Consider the following 19,666-nt stretch of genomic DNA (forward strand, 5'->3'; position numbering starts at 1 on the left):
GCGGCGACCACCAATCCTTAACGCCGCCGGGTCCCACGGGGAGGCAATGAGCGACGAAGCACGCGCGTTCGTCCCCGGCCACGTCACGGGCTTTTTCACCGTCGACCGGGGCGATGACCCCATCGAGACCGGCTCCCGCGGCGGCGGGCTGGCCCTGTCTGACGGCGTTGCCGTCACCGTGAGCCCTGGCGCGGAGACGGAACTTACGCTGAACGGCGAGGCGATTCAGGTCGACGCTGTCGAGCGAGTGCTAGACGCGCTACGGACCACGGCGACTGTCACCGCCGAAACGCCGCTCCCGCTCGGGTCTGGCTTCGGCGTCTCCGGAGGGCTGGCGCTCGGAACGGCACTGGCGGCCAACGCCGTCTTCGGCCGCGGGCTCTCGTACAACGAACTGGTGACAATCGCCCACGGCGCAGAGGTCCAGGCCGGCTCCGGGCTCGGCGACGTCGTCGGGCAGGCCCGCGGCGGCGTGCCGCTTCGACTCGAACCCGGCGGGCCGCAGTTCAACTACATCGACGCCATCCCGGCCCGCAGCCGCGTCGAGTACACGACGCTCGGCGAGCTATCGACGGCGGACGTGGTCGGCGGTGACACGGACACCCTGACGACCGCCGGCGAACGTGCGCTCTCGGACGTGGTGAAGGAGCCGACGCTGTCCACGTTCCTGCAGGCCTCCCGGCAGTTCTCTCGCGAGGCGGACCTGCTGACGCCGGCGGTGAAAGGCGTCATCGACGACGTGGCCGCGGCCGGCGGGGACGCCGCGATGGCGATGCTCGGCGAAACGGTGTTCGCGCTCGGAACCGGCCTCTCCGACGCGGGCTACGACGCGACTGTCACCGCTATCTATCCGCCCGGTGCGACCATCGAGGACGAGGACTGACGCCACAGGTCGCAGTATCGTCGAACCGTCTCCCTTATCAGCGCGGACCCGTAGCCACAGCTATGGACTGTCGGCAGTGTGCCACGCCGCTCGACCGACCGGGCGACTACTGTCTGGTCTGTCACACTGCCAACACGGACGCCGTCGTCCTCGAACTCGACCGCGAGCGAGCGACGGTGACGTCGCTGCTGGACGGCTCGGTCGTGGGCCGGCGCACGGTGACGACGACGCCGGAGGGCGAGGGAAGCGACGAATCCGTCGTCGTCGAACTCCGCAACTTCGCCGGCCTCGTCGCGGACGAGGTGCGTCGCAAACGGCCCGAGGAGGTGTACGTCACGGGCGACCGCGACGTCATCGCCGCCGTTCGCCCGCAACTGCACTACGAGTTCTTCCGTGTCGAGGGCGAGGACCCGGTCCAGCGGGTCATCGAACGCCAGGGCGAGCCCGCGCTCGAAGTGGTCGACGCCGCGCCGGCGGAGAAACTCGGCGGGAGCCACTCGACGCTCATCGGCGGCCGGTCGGGCCAGCGGGTCATCCAGACCGTCGCCGGCCACCCACACGTAAAGAAGGTCATTCCCGGCCCCATCGACGCCGGCGGCGCGAGTTCGCCCACGGGCGTCCGTGCGAAGGCGACCCGCGCCGACACGAACGGCAACGTCCGGGTGCTCATCCGCGACGGCTCCAGCGTCCAGGAGAACCGCGTGGTCACGACGGCCGGCGACCGCGAACTCGGCGAACACGTCCGGGCCGACCTGAACGAGGCGCTCAAAGACGCCGAACTGCAGGAGTAAGCCCGCTTGAGGCTATTCACGCCACGACGACGCCGATGGCGAGCACGGCGGCTACCGTGGCTCCGACAACCGCGGTCCGGTGAAGCGCCGGCAGCGCCGTTCGCACGTCGAGAAGCATCGGGAGTGCGTGGAGCGCGACCAGCGCGAGATAGCCGCCCGGGGCGACCAGCGGGAACGCCACGGCCCCGCCGGCCAGCAGACAGAGGCCGACGACACCCGCACCGAGGTAGCCCCGTCCGCGCACTGGCTGTCCGGCCCCCTCGAGGACGCCGCCGGTCCAGCAGTAACCGACGGCCGTCGCGCCGACCCACGCGTGCCAGAACGCCAGTCGCTCGGGGACGACACCCAGGAGACCGCCGACGGTAAGCGCCATGGCAGTGGTGTTGACCGTCCCCCAGGCGAACATGGCGTCGGAGAAGCGGATGGGCTCGGGCGCGTGACGGACCGTCAGGCCGACGAAGCCGCCGATCAGAACGACCCACAGCGCCGTCGCGAACAGCGCGCCCTCGGCGTGGTCCAGCCAGGTTAGCGTCTGTGTGCCGCCCCAGCCGACCAGCCCGGCCGCCGCGCCCGAGAGGAGGAACTCCGAGCCCGTAAGCCGCCCGCTCGTGGCCGGCGCGACCCGCTGGAGGCGACCCCGGAGTCCGTCGAACGCTGCCATCGAACGAAGGTTTGCCCGCCGGCCTATTGAGTGGTTCCTAGGCTGTAGTAGCCATTGAAAATCAATGCACACCCGACCGCACGACTGCAGTGCGGTCGGTGTGTAAATCGTTTCAATTGTTACTATAGCTCCGCGGCCAGCAGGAGGATGCTGGGGGCGACGAGCAGGACGAAGCCGACGAGTATCAGCACTGCTGGCACGACGAGCAGTCCTATATCGGTGAACAGCCACAGACCGAGGCCGCCGAGCAGTGCGACGAGACCGACGAGTCGCACGAGCCACGTGACGATTCCCTCGAAGCCGGAGTCCGCAACGAGGTCGAGAACGTCGAGTATCTCGTCCATGTCGGTCGGCCGTTGCCGACGGAGCCTGTTAATCCCTGTGGCGTCTCGTCGGTCGACCGGACCGCATCTCGAAGGCCTTATGTGGCCGCTCGGCGGACAACAGACCACTATGGCTAGCAAGAGCGGAAAGACCGGCAGCTCGGGCCGTTTCGGCGCTCGCTACGGTCGCGTGTCCCGACGCCGCGTCGCGGAGATCGAATCGGAGATGAACGAGGACCACGCCTGTCCGAACTGCGGCGAGGACCGCGTCGACCGCCAGGGGACGGGCATCTGGCAGTGCAGCTACTGTGACTACAAGTTCACCGGCGGCACCTACAAGCCGGAGACGCCCGGCGGCAAGACCGTCCGACGCTCCATTCGGGCCGCACTGTCCGAAGACGAGGAGTAAAGGACCTCCATCCCTATCTCTCAGCTATGAGCTACAAGTGTTCACGCTGTAAGCGCGACGTGACGCTGGACGAGTACGGCGGCGTTCGCTGCCCGTACTGCGGACACCGCGTCCTGCTGAAGGAGCGGTCGCCCGACGTCAAAGAGATCGACGTCAACTGATATCGGTGACGCGGTCGCCTGCACCGCGGCGAAAGCGGTTTTTCCGGGGGAGCCACGGAACCACTGACCTATCCAGAACAGTATGACCGCGCCACACCGGACCCACCTCACTGCCGAGTACGACACCGTCGACCGTGCCCGTGCCATCGAGCGGAGCGTCCGCCCCGAGATAGACGACATCGAGGGCGACCGGACGACGGCGCGCCTCGGCCGGGACGGACGGCGGGTCGAACTCACTGTCGAGGCGACCGACCTCGTCGCACTGCGGGCCGGCATCAACACGTGGCTGACGCTGCGTGGCGTTGCCGAGCGCTCCCTTGCGGGACGGAAGTGACACACAGCGGCGTGCCAGCCCGGCGTTATTGCCGGTAGCGGTCCGGGACGTGGGCCGAAATCGGCTCGGGAACGTTTCCGAACACGACCGGGGCCAGGGTTGCCAGCCGGCGACGGAGGAGCGCGTACGTCGCGCCGGTGGCGAGGGCCACGGCGACGACCCACTGGAAGGGCCCGTCCAGAACGACGAACAGCGGCGCACCTACAAGTACCATCAGCCCCGCGTCCGTGGGCGCACCGTCGTACTGGATCCATCGCTTCGGCGACCGCCATCGGCCACGGACGTGGTCGTACACGGCGCGTTCGGACGTCGCTTCCCACGGGCGGAGTTCGAGGCCGCCGCCGTACCGGTCCATCCGGCAGTGGAGCGCAGCGCCCATCAGCACGAACGCGAGCGCAACGAGCAGCGGTGTCTGGAGGACGGCGGCGAAACCGACGGCCGGGACAGCCGCGAGCGTGTACCCGCTGGGATAATGCAGCGTCCGCCGATGGCCCGAGTACAGGTCCAGGTCGGGAACGAGGCCACCGACGAGGCCTCCAGCGAGTGCTACCGCGGCGTGGTCCGGCGCGAGGACGAGCAGCGGTGCCGCGATGGCGAGCCCCGCTATCGCATGCGTCGGCAGCATCATATACCAGTACAAGGGACTGTAGCCGGTATAAACACGTCGCTGGGTTTATTCTCCGTCGTGCCACAGTTCGACGCAATGAGTGACGGTTCCGGCCGTCCCGACGGGACTCTCGGGACGCTCGACCTCGATGACACGTTCGAGAAGCTCTTCCGTGACGGGCGAACCAACGCACTCATCGCGTGGGTGCTCGTTGCGATTCTCACGGCCGTGTTCGTCGAAAGCGTCCTCGGGGCTGATTACCAGTGGATACTGTTCGTCGGTGTCGTCGGCTTCGTCGTTCTCGTGCCGCCGGTGGCCTTCCGCGAGTGGCGCGTGATGCTCCCCTGGGAGCTGCTCGTTCTCGCGTTGCTCCCGATTCTGGCCCGCGGCCTCGTCGGCGGAACCGTCGGAACCTTCGCCACCTATCTCTCGCTCGCTGCGCTGGCCTTGCTCGTCATCGTCGAGTTGCACATGTTCACCGAACTGACGCTCACACACTGGTTCGCCATCTGCCTCGTCGTCCTGACGACACTCGCCGCAGTGGCGGCCTGGACGGTGTTCCGGTGGCACGCCGACCGGTTTCTCGGGACCGCGTATCTCACGGACAACGAGGCGCTGATGACGGAGTGGCTGTACGTCACACTCGCCGGGCTCGCCGCGGGTGTCCTGTTCGATGGCTACTTCCGACGGCGGGACCGCCGCCTCTGGCGCGCCATCCGGCGGACGGTGAGACGATGAGGCTGCCCCGGCCGTCGATGCGGAACCAGCGACTGATCACCCGTGCGATGCAGCTCGTCTTGCTCGCGCTGGTCGGCTACGGTGTCGTTGCCGGCCGGCCGAAGCCGATTACGAACGGCGCTGTCGGCTTGCTCGTCACGTTCCTCCCCGCGGTGATGCGGCGGAACTACAATCTCGCACTGGACCCGTGGCTCGCCCTCTGGATTACGACTGCGGTGTTCCTGCACACGCTCGGTTCGGCCGGGCTCTACGGACAGGTCGGCTGGTGGGACCACCTCACCCACGCGGTGTCGGCCTCACTCATCGCCGCGTTCGGATACACGACGGCCCGGACGATAGACCTCCACAACGATTCGATTCACATCCCCCCGCGCGTCTTCTTCGTGTACATCTTCGTCGTCGTGCTCTCCTTCGGGGTGATCTGGGAACTGTTCGAGTTCGCGCTCGACATCGTCGCCACCGAAACGGGCGTCACGATGCCGCTGGCCCAGCACGGCCTCGACGACACGGTCCGGGACACGATGTTCAATTCCCTCGGGGCGCTCCTGGTCGCGGCGTTCGGACAGGCCCACCTCACCGACGTCGCAGAGACCCTCCGGGAGCGCCTGTTCGTTCTCGACTGACGGCGGGCGTCCCACCGGACCCGCCGGCGTGGCCGTCGAACACACAGTCTCACTGTCAAGAATCCTCTGTCGCCGCCGAACGATTATTACGTCTCGATAAACTGCTGGACAGCATACCAGGGTGATGATCGGGAACGACCGCGACGAGATAGCGTTTGCGGGAGCGAGCCAGACCGACGCTGCCGGTCGAGACATCGACGTCGTGTATCTCGATTCCGACCCGACAGCACGTCGGCAGGTACACGCGGCCCTGTCGGACCACAGCGCCGACATGTCGGTGACGAGCGTGGCAACGACAGACGCCGCGCTGGAGGCTGCCGCCTCGACGGAAGTCTCCTGTCTCGTCCTCGACCCGTCCGGCCTGGACGACATCCCGGCCCCGTTGGTGTCGAACGACCGCTATCCGGTCGTCCTCTACACCGAGGCCACTGGGTCGGACCGCGCTGATACTGTCTTCGACGATGCGGAGACTGTCGTCAAGAAACAGGACGCGGGCGAACAGGTGACGTTTCTGGCGGAGAAGATCGTCAGTCTCGTCTCGGCGTCGGTCGATAGAAGCGAGACAGCGCTCCGGGATGCGCTGTCCGGAATCGAGTCGCGTGCCGACGTGGACGAGATCGCTGTCCTGCTGGCGGACGACGGGACGGTACAGTGGTCGAGCGAAGCCGTGTCGGCGTTCGTCGACGGAATCGACGACACCAGCTCCGTCGAGGGCTTCTACGAGGTCATGGCGGCGGCACTGCCCGACACGCCCGGCGGCCGTCGACAGCTACAGCGGCTCCGGGAGTCCCCGACAGAGCCGGTTTCCGTCCGGGTTCCCAGTGGCGAACGCGACCAGTATCTCCTCCGACACGGCTATCGGCTACCGGACGCTGCGGGGGGACTCACGCTCGTCCTGTTGCGAGATGTCACCGAAACCGCCCGGCGCGATGCCCGTGCGGCACTGCTGGACCTCCTCGTCGAGCAGGCACAGGACGGGCTCTACACGCTCGACGAGCGCGGCGTCATCGACTTCTGTAACGAGTCGTTTGCGGCCACCCTCGGATACGAGCCGGCTGAGCTGTGTGGCGAACACGCCTCGACGGTCCTCGCAGCCGGCGAACTCTCGAAGGGACAGGCGACCGTCGAACGGCTGCTGGAGACGCCTGCACGAGAGAGTACGACGGTCGACCTGACGTTCTGTCGGCAAGACGGCACCGAGCGGACGCTGTCTATCAACTACACGCTGATCCGTGACCAAGACGGCAACTACAGCGGACTGCTCGGCGTCGCCCGGGACATCACGGAACGCTGTGAGCGCGAGCGGGAGTACCAGGAGATGACGGAGCGATTGAACTTCGCGATCGAGGGCGCGGAGCTCGGTGTGTGGGACTGGAACCCCAAAACCGGCGACGTCACCTTCGACGAGCGCTGGACCGGGATGCTCGGGTACACCACGGACGAGCTGGACCACCACTACCAGACGTGGGCCGACCTCGTGCATCCGGACGACATCGACCACGCGGAACGGGCGCTCGAAGAGCTGAAATCCGGCGAAACCGAGCTCTACGAGTGCGAATTCCGAATGCGGACGAAAGACGGGGACTGGCGGTGGATTCGCGACATCGGGAAGGTGTTCGAGCGAAACGACGACGGCGAGGCGGTCCGGGCAGTCGGCATCCACCAGGATATCACGGAAAAGCGGAAACGCCAGAACGCGATCGAACGACAGCGCGACGAACTGGTGACGCTCAACGGGGTCAACATGCTCATCCAGGACCTCATCCACGCGGTTAGCGGCGCAGCGACGCGCGAGGAAATCGCACAGACTGTGTGTGACCGCATCGTCGAGTCTGGCCTCTGTAGCCTCGCGTGGATCGGTGAGCGGGCGGGCGCAAGCGACAACCTCGTGCCGAAGACGGTAAGTGGCCGCGACGACGGCGTCCTCGACGACCTCATCGCCGATACCGAGGCTGGACAGGGGCCGAGCGAACGGGCGCTCGTGACGGGGAGAGTCCAGACGATAGAGGACTGTGACGACGCGGACGAGTTCGACCGGGGTGGGGCCATAGCCAGCGAGCACGGGTTCGCGTCCGTCGCGGCGATTCCACTGGCCCAGGAGGACGTCGTCCACGGTGTTCTCTGCATCTACGCCGACAGACCGGCGGCGTTCAGCGGCCGAATCATCGAAAGCTTCGCCGTTCTCGGGGAGATGGTCGGGTATGCGCTCACCGCGGTCCAGAACAGACAGCTGTTGTCCCACGACACCGCTCTCGAACTGACGTTCGAATCGGGGAGCCCTGACAGCCCCCTTGTTTCGGTCGCGAACGCGCTCGGCTGTCGGATGGAAGAGGTCGGGACTGTCGATATCGGCACGAACCATCTCCTGTATCTCTCCGTTCGTGGGGCTTCGGCCGATGCGGTTTCGGACCGTCTCCGCTCTCACCCGGAGTTTCTCGGGTCGCGGGTCGTTCGTGCGGACGACGACGGAGGTGTCGTTGAACTGCAGGTCGCGGAAACTATCCAGTCGCTCCTGCTGGATGTCGGTGCGCAGTGCCGAGAAATGGTCGTCGAGGACGGGACCATCTCGATAACTGCCGAGGCGCCGATTGACGCCGATTCCCGGGCGATTCGCGAGGCACTCGAGACGTGTGCCCCCGAGTTCACGCTGACCGCGAAACAGGAGCGAGAGAAGGACCGAGGTGCGGTCGCCGCCGAGACGGAGCCACGCGACCACCTGACGGACCGGCAAGAGGAGGTCCTTCGTACGGCCCTGTTGACCGGCTACTACGCCTGGCCTCGGGATACGAACGCAGAACAACTCGCGGAGTCGCTCGGTATCGCGTCGCCGACGCTCCATCAGCACCTCCGGCGAGCGCAGCGCAACCTCATCGATGCGGTTTTTGACAGCCAATAATGTGAACTGATTGATGGTATTACCGTCTCTACCCGATGTTTTCGGCACTCACCTAGCCTCCTAGGTACAGCGCTGATTGTCATGGGTGTGGTTATTCTTACGCGCGTCAATGAGCAACCAACGGAATGGAGGGCCACAAAGCGACCAGTGGTGTGGGATGACGCCGTCGAACAGAACACTGTCTACGGCGGATGTCGACGACGTGTTCGAGGCTTTGGCGGACTGGCGGCGGCGTGCCGTCTGTCGCTACTTCGCGAGCAGCGACCAGACTGCCGCCGAGGTTACGGCGCTGGCCGCGGCGATTTCGAACCGTGGGAGCGCGAGCACAGTCGGCGAAGCGGACACGTCACCGTCGACCATCCGAACGCAACTCGAAGAGGAGCACTTGCCGGTGCTTCACCGGGCCGGACTCATAGACTACGACGAGCGAAGCGACGCGGTGAAATATTGGGGGTCGCCCACCGTCGAAAAGTGGGCCGACCACGCACAGGCGGTCACACAGCGCACCGAGTTCTGACTGCATCTGGGGGGATGTGGCCTCTCGAAGACGCTACCGCTTTTTAACTGGGATTCGAACCCGAAAGCATGGACCTCCCACCGGTCGGACTCGGCACGATGGGTATCGAGGACGGGGCTGTCGTTCGGACAGCCATCGACTGTGGCTACCGCCATCTCGACACCGCACAGATATACGACAACGAGCGCACGGTGGGCGCGGGTATCGCTGCCGCCGACACCGACCGGACCGACCTGACCGTCGCGACGAAGCTCTGGGTCGACGCGCTCGGGGCGACCGCTGTCCGCCCGGCGACAGAAGCGAGTCTGGACCGACTCGGCCTCGACGCCGTGGACCTCCTGTACGTCCACCGCCCGCGTGGCGACTACGACCCCGAAACGACGCTGCCCGCTGTCGAGGCTGTCCGCGAGGCAGGCCTGACCAGCTGCGTCGGGGTCTCGAACTTCGAGCCGGACCAGCTGGCTGTCGCGCGCGAGTACCTCGACAGGATTGCCACACACCAGGTCGAGTTCCATCCGCTGTTCTGGCGCGAACCACTGCTTTCCGACGCCCAGGCACACGGCTACCCGCTGGTCGCGTACTCACCGCTGGCCGGCGGTCGCGTGTTCGAGGAACCGACCATCGTCGACATCGCCGACCGGCACGATACGTCGCCGGCCGCGGTCAGTATCGCCTGGGTGACCAGCTACGACAACGTCGTCACGATTCCGAAGGCGTCCTCTCGGCCCCATCTCGAGGCGAACCTCGCCGCCGCCGACCTCAAGTTGACCGACGCCGAGATCGCACGTATCGAAGCTATCGAACGCGAGGAAGAACTGTTCCCGGAGTGAGTTCCCCCTCTAGCGTCGAGCGGCCGTCCGCTGTCCGTGTCACTACCTGAGCGTGCGCGCCGGTTTCCGAAGTTCGAATATACATCCGAGACCGATACTGTTTGGCCAAGCGGTCTTAAGTAGTCCTTTCCTATATGGAATGTATGACAGCTGCCAGTACCACCGCAACGACACTACTCCAGGCGTCACAGTCAGAGGTACTCCAGGAGATACAGTCGAACTTCCTCCTGAACTCGTCGCTATGGGTGAACATCGCCCTCGCCGGGCTTGCGATACTGCTGTTCGTCTTCATGGGTCGAGACATCGAGTCCTCCCGCGCGAAACTCATCTGGGTGGCGACCCTGCTGGTTCCGCTGGTCTCGATTTCCAGCTACGCCGGCCTGGCCTCCGGGCTGACGGTAGGTATCCTCGAAATGCCGGCCGGCCACGCCCTCGCTGGCCAGGAGGTTCTGTCACCGTGGGGGCGCTACCTGACCTGGACGTTCTCGACACCGATGATTCTCCTGGCGCTGGGTCTGCTGGCCGACGCTGACATCTCGTCGCTGTTTACCGCCATCACGATGGACATCGGGATGTGCGTGACCGGCCTCGCGGCCGCGCTGATCACCTCCTCGCACCTGCTTCGCTGGGTGTTTTACGGCATCAGCTGTGCGTTCTTCCTCGCGGTGCTGTACATCCTGCTCGTCGAGTGGCCGGCCGACGCACAGGCCGCCGGGACGGGCGAGATATTCGGGACCTTGAAGCTCCTGACAGTCGTTCTGTGGCTCGGTTACCCGATTCTGTGGGCGCTGGGCTCGGAAGGCGTGGCCCTCCTGAGCGTCGGCGTCACCTCGTGGGGCTACTCCGGGCTGGACATCCTCGCGAAGTACGTCTTCGCGTTCCTGTTGCTGCGCTGGGTGGCCGCCAACGAAGGCACCGTCTCTCAGGCCGGGGCGAGTTTCGGCTCCGGCGGCGCTGCGCCCGCAGACGACTGAGCAAGCTGTCGGTCTCGGCGTTTTGAGACCGGAACGGCGTTTGGTTTCCACCTCCGCCGTCTCAGGAAGACAGGCGCTGTCTGTCTCGAACCGCTGCAAGACGGTGAGCATCTACGGAGAAAGTCGCTGTCGGTCTCGCGGGAACGGGGCGATTCCTACGGAATCGCCTGCAGTCGGCTCGCCACGGCGAGCCGACGACACTGGTCGACTCGCTGGGAACGTCTCACAAGCTCCCGCTCGAGATGAACAGCGCTGTCTCAGGGGGACAAACGCTGTCGGTCTCGCGGGAACAGAACCGCCTCTCGGATGTTCTCCAGCCCCAGCATCGTCATGATGAGGCGCTCGCCGCCCAGTCCCCACCCGGCGTGGGGCGGCATGCCGTACTTGAACATCTTGGTGTAGTACTCGAAGGCCTCCGGGTCAAGCCCCTGCTGTTCGAACCCTTCGACGAGCTGGTCGAAGCGGTGTTCACGCTGGCCGCCCGAGACCAGTTCCATCGACGGGTGCATCATGTCGAAGCCGGTCGAGACCTCCTCGTCGTCGTCGTGGTCCTTGATGTAGAACGGCTTTATCTCGCTGGGCCAGTCGGTGATGAAGTAGTGCTCGCCGACCTCCTGACCGAGGACGTGTTCGGCCTCCGTCGAGAGGTCGTCGCCCCAGACCAGCGGCTCGTCGAGCTTGCCGGTGGCGTTGATGCGGTCCAGGGCCTCCTCGTAGGTGAGCCGCGGGAAGTCGCCCTCGGGAGCCGCGAACTCGTCTTCGAGGCCGAGCGCTTCCAGCTGGTCCTCGCAGTTCTCGGCGACGCCCTCGTAGGCGGACTGGACGACGTGCTCGCAGGCGTCCATGGCCTCGGTGTGGTCGTAGAAGGCCGACTCGAAGTCGATGCTGGTGGCCTCGTTGAGGTGCCGCGGCGTGTTGTGCTCCTCGGCGCGGAAGATGGGGCCGATCTCGAAGACACGCTCCAGCCCGGAGCCGACCATCAGCTGCTTGAACAGCTGCGGGCTCTGGTTCATGAACGCCTCGCGTCCGAAGTAGGTGATGGGGAACAGCTCGGTCCCGCCTTCGGTCCCCGTGGCGACGATCTTCGGCGTGTTGATCTCCGTGCAGTCGAGCTCGCGGAACGCTTCGCGGACCGAGCGCAGCACTTCGGCGCGGATCTCGAAGATGGCCTTGACCTCCTCCTTGCGGAGGTCGAGTGTCCGGTTGTCCAGTCGGGTCGGCAGTTCGGCGTCGACCTTCCCCGAGGGGTCCAGCGGCAGTTCGGGGTCGGCTTCGGAGATCACGTCGACCGACTCGGGCGTCACTTCGACGCCGGTCGGGGCGCGTGGCTCCTCCTCGACGTCGCCGGTGACCGAGATGACCGATTCGCGCTGGACGCCCAGTCCCGTGTCGACGAGGTCGTCGTCCATCTCGTCTTTCTCGAACTTGACCTGTATCTTCCCGGTGGTGTCTCGAAGGATAAGGAAGGCAATGCCACCGAGGTCACGGATCTCGTGGACCCAGCCGGCGACGGTGACCGTGTCGCCCGGCGCTGCGTCCGCCGTGTAGGTTCGGTTTTCCATGGGCGTTGGTTCTTGTGGGCGTAACTTAAGAACAGTCTTTCGAGGCGAGGGGCGCGAACGTAGTGAGCGGCCCTCGGTATGGCGAACGGTGAACGAAGTGAACCGTGAGCAGCGAGCCATGAGCACCGCGACGGACCTCGGTATGGCGAACTGGGTGCACTGCGACCCGTGAACCGGATGGAGAGCGTGCCGAGTCGACATGCTGACCGGATTCCGTATCCTGAACCTTTGTACTGACTGCCGTCAAAACAGCCGCTATGGCCGACGAGGAGTATCCCATCGACGACCTTGACCGGAACATCATCTACGCGCTCCAGCAGGACGCGAGACACACCTCGGCGAGCGAGATCGCCGAATCGCTGGACGTCTCTGCGCGAACTGTCCGGAACCGTATCAACAAACTCGAAGAGGCAGGCGTCATCGTCGGCTACGATGTCGACGTCGATTACGAGGCCGCGGGGTATCAGCTCCACACACTCATCGTCTGTACCGCACCGATTCACGAGCGCGAGGAGATCGCACAGCGGGCACTTGACGTGTCCGGCGTCGTCGCCATCCGGGAGGTCATGACCGGGGCCGACAACGTCCACGTCGAGGTGGTCGGAACCGACGGAAACGACCTGAGCCGCATCGGCAGAGACCTCAACGACATCGGACTGGAGGTCGTCGACGAGGACCTCATCCGGAACGAGTACACCCGGCCGTTCCACCAGTTCGGGGACGACGCCGATGCGGACGCTAAATAGTAGGTTCTGTTGAAACCCTCAAGAACTGATACAACTGTCGTGCTGAATATAGAGGATTTATTCATCAGTGAAAATGACAGTTATACAGACTTGCTGTCCAGATTTGAAGCGTGGATATTCTCAATCAGTCCGGCCTGGATTCTTGCTTGTTTAGCTTCTACGGAATGTGTTGGTCCGACCAAAGCGGCAACCAGGGGTCACAGGGCTGCCATGTTTTGATGATACGATCGTGCATGAATCGGACAGTCATCACCCTTCGGCCGGCTTCAGGCGCAAGTGAGTTGGTGCGTTGAATGAAATGTGTCTCGTCTACGTTCCACTGACAGTACATTGTGTCATCGCAACTCGCAATGTGATCTATATCAAACGAAAGGCAGGGGAATGCCTTCTGGATCATCTCCGCATACTCTTTCAACGCGTTACGACCGAGAAGGGTTCCCCAACTTGTGTGATACGTAATATGATCACCTGCGACAAGCTCGTCTATCGTTGATTGTAGCTCCTCAGATGGTCGTGGTTGGGTGAACAAGCGAATGTATCGCAGGCCGACTTCTTCTCGAAATGCTCTGTCCGATAGTGCATTTTTTGTCATCGGATTTTCCTTCGTTAGTTATTCCAGTCCAATCTGCTCGGCAAAGGCCTCTTGATTCCAGTAATCTCGCCACGATGTGATCCCGTTGTCCGAGACCGTGATGATGGACACAAAAGGGACGGCGACCGTCTCGCCTGTTGGGGGGATGCCGTCAAATTCGCCCTTATGAGTGGCGTGAAACGTCGCTTCCATCGCGGTTTCGTCATCCGATGCAATGACCCGTTCTTCTTCGATCCGAACGTCCGGGAACGCCTCTAACATTTTGGTTACGTACCCACGGATTTCGGCTTTCGTCAGTTCATCGTCTTGTACCGGATCCAAGAACGTCCCCTCCTCGGCGAATTCAGCGACGTACCCATCCACATCGTGGTCGTTAAACGCCTCTGCGGCCCGTGCAATCGCGGGGTGTATATCGGTCGTTGTGCTCATTGGTAGTTCCCTCCGCAGGCGTCCACCCCACTACCTCGATGTAGCTTCCCTACTGCTCTGCAGAGAACACCATCGTTTTATTTGATGTAGTGGTTGTTAACCGTGAAGTTCGGGATACGCGGTTATGTGTGATATCTCCTCCTCTGTCGCCCGTCGTAACCTCGCGAAGACTGGCGCGTCGCAACATTGTGCGACAGACACAAGAAATGTAGGTAGTGCTGATGATAAGTGTTAGGTATATGAGATTATAGTAATAGAAGAATCAGAGTCGTGACACAGATATTAGCCTGGTATCGGTATCAGGGACTTTCGTTCCGCGTCAACCTACATCGGGACCGCGCTGTCGGCAATCGAAGCAAGCGACCACGCGTCGATGGAAGTAGACACGGAACGCCATCCCGGTGGCGTCGTCGGCCGACTGCTCGAACAGCTGGCGGTCTAGCTACTTGACCGTCGCCGTCGCGTCCTTCGCGCCCTTCACTGTCTCGCGAACCGCTTCGACGCCCTCGTCGTGGACGAGGTCACCGACGACGATGGTGTCGGCGTACTGGGCCATGGTGCGGGCGGACTCGTAGTCGTGGATGCCACCGCCGTAGAACAGCGTGGCGTCGTCGAGGATGTCCGCGGCGGCGGCGACGATGTCGGTGTCGCCGAGGGTCCCCGAGTACTCTACGTAGATAATCTCCTGCCCCAGCAGGTGTTCGGCGGCCTCGGCGTAGGCGGCCACGTCGTCCGCGTCGAGGTCGCAGTTGGCCTGCGTGTAGGACGCAACCGACGCCTCCGGGTTCATCACGATGTAGGCCTCGGTGAAGGTCCGCGACCAGTCGATATCGTCGTCGATACGGATCCACTCCTTGTGGGCACCGGTTATCCAGGCCACGTCGCCGGCGTTCATCACGACCGGGATGAGATAGCCGTCGTGACGGTCGCTGTGGACGACGGACGCGGGGTTGGACGGCTCGATGTACACGGGGATGTCGTGTTTCCCGCAGGCGTCGACGACCCGTTTCATCTTCTCCTCTGTCATCCCGGTCGTCCCGCCGACCTCGATGGCGTCGGTCCCCGTCGCCGCGACGTCTTCGAACGTTTCTCCGTCGACCAGCGTCTTGTCGGGGTCTATCTTCACGATGTGGTCCCAGTCCGCCCAGTCGCTCATACCTGCCAGACTTGCGCGTGGCCGTATAACCGCTTCGGATACACCCATCACAGCGGGTCGTGCTGGGAACCCTGCCCGGAGCGCCCGACTGGATCTGGTCTCACTCGTGTATCTCCGAAGATTTATGATGGCTATGTTACAATCGTCAGACAATGAAGACGGACAAGCGCCGGTACGCTGTCACTGCTATCCGGGCCGTGCTCGTTCTCACGGGCGCTGTCGTCACGGTGGCAGTGCTGTACTCCTTCTCGACGATGCCGACAGCGTCGTCGTCCGGCGACGGCTTCGTCCGCGGGCTCTCGTATCTGTTCGGCAGCATCTTCTTCATACTCGCCCTGGGTGGTGCCGGACTCGGCATCGCCCTGCCATCGCTTCTGGGGGCCGAGGACGCGCTCGCGTTCGACCGCTGGCAACGCCGCTGTCTCCAGGGCGCTGGCGGCCTCTTCGTCGGGGGGTTCGTCGTCGGACTGGCGACGGGACTGCTCACCGAGTTGCAGTTCGGCCTCCTCCTCTGGCTCGTCGCCATCGCCCTTGCCGTTCTCGTCGTCAGTGGCGTTCTGGTCTGGCGACTGTTCGAGGTGTTCGTCACGGCGCTGGTCCGCCTCATCGCGGCGGAGACCGGCGAGTGACCGCGTGGCTCGCCGTTCGATGCGCCCCACGACAACGCTGATACGGGCGGCGGCCCAACACGGCGCCCGTGCAGCGACTTACCACTGTCGAGACGGTCCACGAGGACGGGTCGTGGCTGTTCACCGCCGAAGACCCCTACGGCGACCTCGAGGAAGTCGTTCTCGTTCCCTGTGCTGACGGCGTCGAGGCGTGGGTGAACCGGTGTACGCACGAGGCACAGCGGTTCGACACCGGGCGGGGCGTCCCGATGCGGGCGGGCCAGCTCATCTGTCCCCGGCACGGCTCGCTGTTCGACGCCTGTGAGGGCGACTGCGACAACGGCGACGCCGCGGGGACGACACTCCCCGGCGTCGAGATATCGGAGACCCACGGCGACGTGTTCCTCACGGACGACGACTACACGTTCGCCCACGCGGGCGGTATCGACGACGACGACGGCCCGGGCCCGACCTCCCATCTCCAGCTGTGACCACCGGCCACAGGATCGACAGGGCGCGACTGCGGGCAGGCGTCGTCGAGTGCCCGCTCTGTGAGCGCCAGATACCAGAGCCGGTGACACATGCCGTCGTCTACGGTGCCGTCGACACGGTCACGGCCGACAACGCGGACGCCGTCGAGTGTCCGGTCTGTGACGGCGTGACGTTCGTCGCCGACTGACCGCGGGGGACCACTCAGCCGCCGGTCCGGACCTCGTCAGCCCGGATGCGGAGGACGACCCGCTCGGTCTGAATCGGGTTCGGGTACTCGTCTTCGCCCATGTACCGCTTCGCCAGCGTGTCGATGTGTTCGCGCGCTCTCTCTGTGGTCACTTCCTCGACCTCGCCCGTCACCGAGAGGAACCGGTACGGGTTCTCCGGGTCGGTCATGCTCACCGCGACGGTCGGGTCGGACTCGACGTTTTGCGCCTTCCGACGGCCGCGCTCGGTGTTTATCAAGAGGCGGTCGTCGTCGCTGTCGTAATCGACCCAGACCGGGGTGGCGTGTGGCTTGCCGTCCGGCGTCATCGTCGTCACGTGTGCGAACGTCGCTTTCTCGAACAGGTCGTGGAACTCCGATGGAATGGATGGCACACCTGCGGGCAGTCCTGCGCGACGATTAATGGTACCGGCGGCGTCAGGCTTCGAGTTCGTCCTGCCAGTCCCGGACCTGCGTGGCGCTGACGCCCTGAACCTCGGTGGCAACGGTGTCGGGGTCGGCCTCCCGGAGCGCCGCCAGCGAGTCGACGCCGGCGTCGCCGAGCTTCTCCGCGGTCGCCGAGCCGATGCCGTTCAGGTCCTCCAGGTCCTCGACGGCGGTGCGGGCCTGGTACTCCTCGTAGTTGCAGATGGGACAGCCCAGCTCCCAGGGGTCGTCGCTGTCGGCGTCGATGACCAGTTCCGGCAGGTCGTGTTCCGCACAGAACGCCTCTGTCACCGAGATGTCACCGTTGCGGGGCAGCGGCAGCGAGTAGTCACAGTCGGGGTAGCGCGTACAGCCGACGAGCCGGGAGCCCGACCGGAGGTGTTTGATAGCCAACTCTCCGCCCTCCGCTTCGGCGGCTTCGCCGCCTTCGCCTCGTTGCTCCTCCGGAGCAACGCCACACTCCGGACACGGCCCGATGACCTCGTCCTCGCTCTCGTCGGCCTTCTCGGCCTCGCAGCGCGGACAGCCGTGGACGAAGGTGTCCCGGCCGGCGAGCATCTTGACGTGGTGCATGTCGTGCTCCTCGCAGTGCTCTTCGAGCACTTGCGGCTCGCCGGTCGAGGGCAGCGGGAGCGTGTTGCGGCACTCGGGGAAGCCGTCACAGCCGACGAAGTACGACCCCTGGCGCGAGCGCCGGACGAGCATGTCCTCGCCGCACTTGGGACAGGGGCCGAGCGTCTTGTCGGCCTTCAGCGATTCCTGGAGGTGCTCGCCGATCTCCTCGCGGGAATCGCGCAGCTCCTCGAACACGCGCTTGAGCATCTCGCGGGACTCGTCGGCCACCGTATCGAGCGTCTCCTCGCCGTTGGCGATGGCGGTCATGTCCGACTCCAGCTGGGCGGTCATCTCGTCGCTGACGACGTGGTCGGCGAACTCCTCGGCGGCCTCGACGACGGCCATCGCCAGTGTCGTCGGCCGGGGCGGGTCGCCCTCGATGTAGCCTCTGTCGTACAGTTTCTCGATTGAATTGTGGCGCGTGCTCTTCGTCCCCAACCCCTTATCCTCCATGGTCTCGATGAGCCGCGACTGGCCGTAGCGGCGGGGCGGCTGGGTCTGCTTGGCCTCCATCCGAACCTCGGAGATGGCCAGTTCCTCGCCCTCTTCGACGTCGGGGACGTGGTTCTCGCTGGCGCTTGAGTACGGATAGACGGCGTGGTAGCCCGGTTCGACCAGGCGCTTGCCGTTGGCCTTCAGCGAGCGGCCGCCGGCCTCGGCGACGACCCGGAGGTGCTCCCACGTGGCGGCCTCGGCGACCGTCGCGAAGAAGCGCCGGACGACCAGTTCGTAGATCTCCCACTCGTCCTCGGAAAGGTCGACCTTCGGCGGAATCTCGCCCGTGGGGTGGATGGGCGGGTGGTCGGTCGTCTCCTCGTCGCCCTCGGTGGCGGTGATGTCCTCCTGCTCCAGCAGCGCCTCGGCGTCCTCGCCGAAGGTGCCTGCACCGACGAACTCGTCGAGCAGCGCGTCCTCCTCGAGGTCGTCGGGGTAGACCGTATTGTCCGTTCGCGGGTAGGTGATGTAACCGGTGGTGTACAGCTCCTCGGCGATGGACATCGCCTGCTGAGCGGAGTAGCCCAGCGAACTGGCCGCGGAGATGAAGGCGGTGGTGTTGAACGGCGTCGGCGGGCTGTCGGTGCGGGTCCGGCGGCGGACGCTCGTCACCGTCGCCGCGTCGACGCTCGTCAGGTCGGCGTAGGCGCCGTCGGCGTCGTCCTCGACCCAGACCCGTTCGGCCTCCTTGCCGTCGTCGTCGTAGAAGTACTGGGCCTCGAACTCCGAGCCGTTCTTCTGGAGGTCGGCGAATATCTCCCAGTAGTCCTCGGGGTCGAAGGCCTGGATCTCGCGCTCGCGGTCGACGATGAGCTTCAGCGTCGGCGACTGGACCCGGCCCACGGAGATGAAGTCATCGCCCAACTGGCGGGCCGAAAGCGAGAGAAAGCGAGTGAGCGCAGCCCCCCAAACGAGGTCGATAATCTGGCGGGCCTCGCCGGCGGCCGCCAGGTCGAAGTCGATGTCGTCGGGGTTGGCGAAGGCGTCCCGGACCTCCCGCTCGGTGATCGAGGAGAAGCGGACGCGGTCGACGGGCGCGTCGGTCTCCTCGCGGATGAGCTCGTAGGCCTCCTTGCCGATGAGTTCCCCCTCGCGGTCGTAGTCCGTCGCAATGGTGGCCTCGTCGGCCTCGCGCGCCAGTTCCTTGAGCGTCGTGACGATGTTCTCCTGGGTTGGCTCTTTCGTCACGTCGGCGTCGATGAGTTCGACCGGCTCCACGTCGCGCCAGTCGTTGTACTCCGCGGGGAAGTCGACGCCGACGACGTGGCCCGAGAGGCCGACGACGCGGGTGTTCCCCCACCGATAGACGTTGACGCCGTTGTGCCGACTCGCGGACGCCCCTCCTTCCGAGAGGATCTCCGCGATGCGGCGAGCGGCGTTGTCCTTCTCGGTGATAATCAGTCGCATCGGACACCACCTGTCTCTGTCATTACCCGTCGCTACGGAGTCAGTTGTTCTAAAGGCTTTCGGGAAAATCAGGTGACAGCGCGGGTGTGCGGGCGCTTGCGGGGCCGCTCGCGCTCGCGCGGAGGTAGCCCATTACCACTCCGGCACGGTCCCGCGCTGGTGCCG

Annotated in this window: 24 protein-coding genes; 15 read left to right on the forward strand and 9 right to left on the reverse strand. The window is 64.9% G+C overall.

Annotated elements, in window-relative coordinates:
• Positions 1–46: 46 nt before the first annotated feature.
• Both KZ498_RS15940 and KZ498_RS15945 read left to right on the forward strand, forming a co-directional pair.
• Positions 47–883 carry a pantoate kinase gene (locus KZ498_RS15940; protein WP_312620047.1) on the forward strand — a complete coding sequence of 279 codons (837 nt, stop codon included), beginning with the start codon at positions 47–49 and terminating at the stop codon, positions 881–883.
• Between the two features lie 62 nt (positions 884–945).
• A complete protein-coding gene (locus KZ498_RS15945; RefSeq protein ID WP_312620048.1) occupies positions 946–1,674 on the forward strand; it encodes a DUF2103 domain-containing protein in 729 nt (242 codons plus the stop codon).
• 16 nt (positions 1,675–1,690) lie between these two features.
• Here KZ498_RS15945 and KZ498_RS15950 read toward each other — a convergent pair whose 3' ends face one another.
• Positions 1,691–2,335, reverse strand: a complete 645-nt coding sequence (locus tag KZ498_RS15950; RefSeq protein ID WP_312620049.1) for a hypothetical protein — start codon at positions 2,333–2,335, stop codon at positions 1,691–1,693.
• 122 nt (positions 2,336–2,457) lie between these two features.
• Positions 2,458–2,679, reverse strand: a complete 222-nt coding sequence (locus KZ498_RS15955) for a hypothetical protein (RefSeq protein ID WP_312620050.1) — start codon at positions 2,677–2,679, stop codon at positions 2,458–2,460.
• Between the two features lie 79 nt (positions 2,680–2,758).
• On the opposite strand from KZ498_RS15955, the gene KZ498_RS15960 reads away from it, so the two are divergent.
• The 3 genes from KZ498_RS15960 to KZ498_RS15970 all read left to right on the forward strand — a co-directional run bounded on the left by KZ498_RS15960 (position 2,759) and on the right by KZ498_RS15970 (position 3,562).
• Positions 2,759–3,067, forward strand: a complete 309-nt coding sequence (locus KZ498_RS15960; protein ID WP_312620051.1) for a 50S ribosomal protein L37ae — start codon at positions 2,759–2,761, stop codon at positions 3,065–3,067.
• Between the two features lie 26 nt (positions 3,068–3,093).
• A complete protein-coding gene (locus KZ498_RS15965) occupies positions 3,094–3,228 on the forward strand; it encodes a DNA-directed RNA polymerase subunit P (RefSeq protein ID WP_162316872.1) in 135 nt (44 codons plus the stop codon).
• Positions 3,229–3,310: 82 nt separating this feature from the next.
• Complete coding sequence (locus KZ498_RS15970; RefSeq protein ID WP_312620052.1) at positions 3,311–3,562, forward strand: KEOPS complex subunit Pcc1; 252 nt, start codon at positions 3,311–3,313, stop codon at positions 3,560–3,562.
• Positions 3,563–3,587: 25 nt separating this feature from the next.
• Here KZ498_RS15970 and KZ498_RS15975 read toward each other — a convergent pair whose 3' ends face one another.
• Positions 3,588–4,190, reverse strand: a complete 603-nt coding sequence (locus tag KZ498_RS15975; protein WP_312620053.1) for a metal-dependent hydrolase — start codon at positions 4,188–4,190, stop codon at positions 3,588–3,590.
• A 75-nt stretch (positions 4,191–4,265) separates the two neighbouring features.
• On the opposite strand from KZ498_RS15975, the gene KZ498_RS15980 reads away from it, so the two are divergent.
• The 6 genes from KZ498_RS15980 (at position 4,266) to hop (ending at position 10,747) form a co-directional block, all read left to right on the forward strand.
• A complete protein-coding gene (locus KZ498_RS15980; RefSeq protein WP_312620054.1) occupies positions 4,266–4,907 on the forward strand; it encodes a hypothetical protein in 642 nt (213 codons plus the stop codon).
• 17 nt (positions 4,908–4,924) lie between these two features.
• A complete protein-coding gene (locus tag KZ498_RS15985; RefSeq protein ID WP_312620160.1) occupies positions 4,925–5,530 on the forward strand; it encodes a hypothetical protein in 606 nt (201 codons plus the stop codon).
• Between the two features lie 124 nt (positions 5,531–5,654).
• Positions 5,655–8,426 carry a PAS domain S-box protein gene (locus tag KZ498_RS15990; RefSeq protein WP_312620055.1) on the forward strand — a complete coding sequence of 924 codons (2,772 nt, stop codon included), beginning with the start codon at positions 5,655–5,657 and terminating at the stop codon, positions 8,424–8,426.
• 157 nt (positions 8,427–8,583) lie between these two features.
• The gene (locus tag KZ498_RS15995; RefSeq protein WP_312620161.1) at positions 8,584–8,943 is read left to right on the forward strand and encodes an ArsR family transcriptional regulator; all 360 of its coding nucleotides are present in this window, start codon (positions 8,584–8,586) and stop codon (positions 8,941–8,943) included.
• A 68-nt stretch (positions 8,944–9,011) separates the two neighbouring features.
• Positions 9,012–9,773, forward strand: coding sequence for an aldo/keto reductase (locus KZ498_RS16000; protein ID WP_312620056.1), 762 nt, complete (start codon positions 9,012–9,014; stop codon positions 9,771–9,773).
• A gap of 143 nt (positions 9,774–9,916) precedes the next feature.
• Entirely contained in the window at positions 9,917–10,747 is an 831-nt protein-coding gene (gene hop, locus KZ498_RS16005; protein ID WP_312620057.1) for a halorhodopsin, read from the forward strand.
• 257 nt (positions 10,748–11,004) lie between these two features.
• Here hop and aspS read toward each other — a convergent pair whose 3' ends face one another.
• Complete coding sequence (aspS, locus tag KZ498_RS16010; RefSeq protein WP_312620059.1) at positions 11,005–12,309, reverse strand: aspartate--tRNA(Asn) ligase; 1,305 nt, start codon at positions 12,307–12,309, stop codon at positions 11,005–11,007.
• A 257-nt stretch (positions 12,310–12,566) separates the two neighbouring features.
• Between aspS and KZ498_RS16015 the strand changes: the two genes are divergently transcribed.
• Positions 12,567–13,055 carry an Lrp/AsnC family transcriptional regulator gene (locus KZ498_RS16015; RefSeq protein ID WP_312620061.1) on the forward strand — a complete coding sequence of 163 codons (489 nt, stop codon included), beginning with the start codon at positions 12,567–12,569 and terminating at the stop codon, positions 13,053–13,055.
• Between the two features lie 157 nt (positions 13,056–13,212).
• On the opposite strand, the gene KZ498_RS24715 is transcribed toward KZ498_RS16015, so the two are convergent.
• The 3 genes from KZ498_RS24715 to KZ498_RS16025 all read right to left on the reverse strand — a co-directional run bounded on the left by KZ498_RS24715 (position 13,213) and on the right by KZ498_RS16025 (position 15,232).
• A complete protein-coding gene (locus KZ498_RS24715) occupies positions 13,213–13,647 on the reverse strand; it encodes a nuclear transport factor 2 family protein (RefSeq protein WP_396276138.1) in 435 nt (144 codons plus the stop codon).
• Between the two features lie 18 nt (positions 13,648–13,665).
• Positions 13,666–14,076 (reverse strand): ester cyclase, encoded by a 411-nt coding sequence (locus KZ498_RS16020; RefSeq protein ID WP_312620063.1) that lies wholly within the window; start codon positions 14,074–14,076, stop codon positions 13,666–13,668.
• Between the two features lie 442 nt (positions 14,077–14,518).
• Positions 14,519–15,232 carry a phosphoglycerol geranylgeranyltransferase gene (locus KZ498_RS16025; protein ID WP_312620065.1) on the reverse strand — a complete coding sequence of 238 codons (714 nt, stop codon included), beginning with the start codon at positions 15,230–15,232 and terminating at the stop codon, positions 14,519–14,521.
• A 152-nt stretch (positions 15,233–15,384) separates the two neighbouring features.
• Here KZ498_RS16025 and KZ498_RS16030 point away from each other — a divergent pair, with 152 nt between their 5' ends.
• From KZ498_RS16030 to KZ498_RS16040, 3 genes are all read left to right on the forward strand, one after another.
• Complete coding sequence (locus tag KZ498_RS16030; RefSeq protein WP_312620067.1) at positions 15,385–15,861, forward strand: hypothetical protein; 477 nt, start codon at positions 15,385–15,387, stop codon at positions 15,859–15,861.
• Between the two features lie 68 nt (positions 15,862–15,929).
• Positions 15,930–16,331 (forward strand): Rieske 2Fe-2S domain-containing protein, encoded by a 402-nt coding sequence (locus tag KZ498_RS16035; RefSeq protein ID WP_312620069.1) that lies wholly within the window; start codon positions 15,930–15,932, stop codon positions 16,329–16,331.
• Entirely contained in the window at positions 16,328–16,519 is a 192-nt protein-coding gene (locus KZ498_RS16040; protein ID WP_312620071.1) for a hypothetical protein, read from the forward strand. Before KZ498_RS16035 ends, KZ498_RS16040 begins: the two co-directional genes overlap by 4 nt.
• Before the next feature lie 14 nt (positions 16,520–16,533).
• Here KZ498_RS16040 and KZ498_RS16045 read toward each other — a convergent pair whose 3' ends face one another.
• On the reverse strand, positions 16,534–16,932 hold the full coding sequence (locus KZ498_RS16045; RefSeq protein WP_312620073.1) for a PPOX class F420-dependent oxidoreductase: 399 nt from the start codon (positions 16,930–16,932) through the stop codon (positions 16,534–16,536).
• A 43-nt stretch (positions 16,933–16,975) separates the two neighbouring features.
• The gene (locus KZ498_RS16050; RefSeq protein ID WP_312620075.1) at positions 16,976–19,501 is read right to left on the reverse strand and encodes a DNA topoisomerase I; all 2,526 of its coding nucleotides are present in this window, start codon (positions 19,499–19,501) and stop codon (positions 16,976–16,978) included.
• Between the last annotated feature and the right edge of the window lie 165 nt (positions 19,502–19,666).

The sequence above is a fragment of the Haloarcula sp. 1CSR25-25 genome (assembly GCF_032027985.1).
Lineage (GTDB): Archaea > Halobacteriota > Halobacteria > Halobacteriales > Haloarculaceae > Haloarcula.

What these genes read in the sequence shown, in the direction of transcription:
- hop (WP_312620057.1), top strand. Translation starts at nt 9,917, where the DNA reads ATGACAGCTGCCAGTACCACCGCAACGACACTACTCCAGGCGTCACAG.
- KZ498_RS15990 (WP_312620055.1), top strand. Translation starts at nt 5,655, where the DNA reads ATGATCGGGAACGACCGCGACGAGATAGCGTTTGCGGGAGCGAGCCAG.
- KZ498_RS15985 (WP_312620160.1), top strand. Translation starts at nt 4,925, where the DNA reads ATGCGGAACCAGCGACTGATCACCCGTGCGATGCAGCTCGTCTTGCTC.
- KZ498_RS15955 (WP_312620050.1), bottom strand. Translation starts at nt 2,679, where the DNA reads ATGGACGAGATACTCGACGTTCTCGACCTCGTTGCGGACTCCGGCTTC.
- KZ498_RS15950 (WP_312620049.1), bottom strand. Translation starts at nt 2,335, where the DNA reads ATGGCAGCGTTCGACGGACTCCGGGGTCGCCTCCAGCGGGTCGCGCCG.
- aspS (WP_312620059.1), bottom strand. Translation starts at nt 12,309, where the DNA reads ATGGAAAACCGAACCTACACGGCGGACGCAGCGCCGGGCGACACGGTC.
- KZ498_RS16025 (WP_312620065.1), bottom strand. Translation starts at nt 15,232, where the DNA reads ATGAGCGACTGGGCGGACTGGGACCACATCGTGAAGATAGACCCCGAC.
- KZ498_RS15970 (WP_312620052.1), top strand. Translation starts at nt 3,311, where the DNA reads ATGACCGCGCCACACCGGACCCACCTCACTGCCGAGTACGACACCGTC.
- KZ498_RS15980 (WP_312620054.1), top strand. Translation starts at nt 4,266, where the DNA reads ATGAGTGACGGTTCCGGCCGTCCCGACGGGACTCTCGGGACGCTCGAC.
- KZ498_RS16030 (WP_312620067.1), top strand. Translation starts at nt 15,385, where the DNA reads ATGAAGACGGACAAGCGCCGGTACGCTGTCACTGCTATCCGGGCCGTG.
- KZ498_RS16050 (WP_312620075.1), bottom strand. Translation starts at nt 19,501, where the DNA reads ATGCGACTGATTATCACCGAGAAGGACAACGCCGCTCGCCGCATCGCG.
- KZ498_RS15945 (WP_312620048.1), top strand. Translation starts at nt 946, where the DNA reads ATGGACTGTCGGCAGTGTGCCACGCCGCTCGACCGACCGGGCGACTAC.
- KZ498_RS16020 (WP_312620063.1), bottom strand. Translation starts at nt 14,076, where the DNA reads ATGAGCACAACGACCGATATACACCCCGCGATTGCACGGGCCGCAGAG.
- KZ498_RS16000 (WP_312620056.1), top strand. Translation starts at nt 9,012, where the DNA reads ATGGACCTCCCACCGGTCGGACTCGGCACGATGGGTATCGAGGACGGG.
- KZ498_RS15960 (WP_312620051.1), top strand. Translation starts at nt 2,759, where the DNA reads ATGTGGCCGCTCGGCGGACAACAGACCACTATGGCTAGCAAGAGCGGA.
- KZ498_RS16015 (WP_312620061.1), top strand. Translation starts at nt 12,567, where the DNA reads ATGGCCGACGAGGAGTATCCCATCGACGACCTTGACCGGAACATCATC.
- KZ498_RS15940 (WP_312620047.1), top strand. Translation starts at nt 47, where the DNA reads ATGAGCGACGAAGCACGCGCGTTCGTCCCCGGCCACGTCACGGGCTTT.
- KZ498_RS24715 (WP_396276138.1), bottom strand. Translation starts at nt 13,647, where the DNA reads ATGACAAAAAATGCACTATCGGACAGAGCATTTCGAGAAGAAGTCGGC.
- KZ498_RS15965 (WP_162316872.1), top strand. Translation starts at nt 3,094, where the DNA reads ATGAGCTACAAGTGTTCACGCTGTAAGCGCGACGTGACGCTGGACGAG.
- KZ498_RS15995 (WP_312620161.1), top strand. Translation starts at nt 8,584, where the DNA reads ATGACGCCGTCGAACAGAACACTGTCTACGGCGGATGTCGACGACGTG.
- KZ498_RS15975 (WP_312620053.1), bottom strand. Translation starts at nt 4,190, where the DNA reads ATGATGCTGCCGACGCATGCGATAGCGGGGCTCGCCATCGCGGCACCG.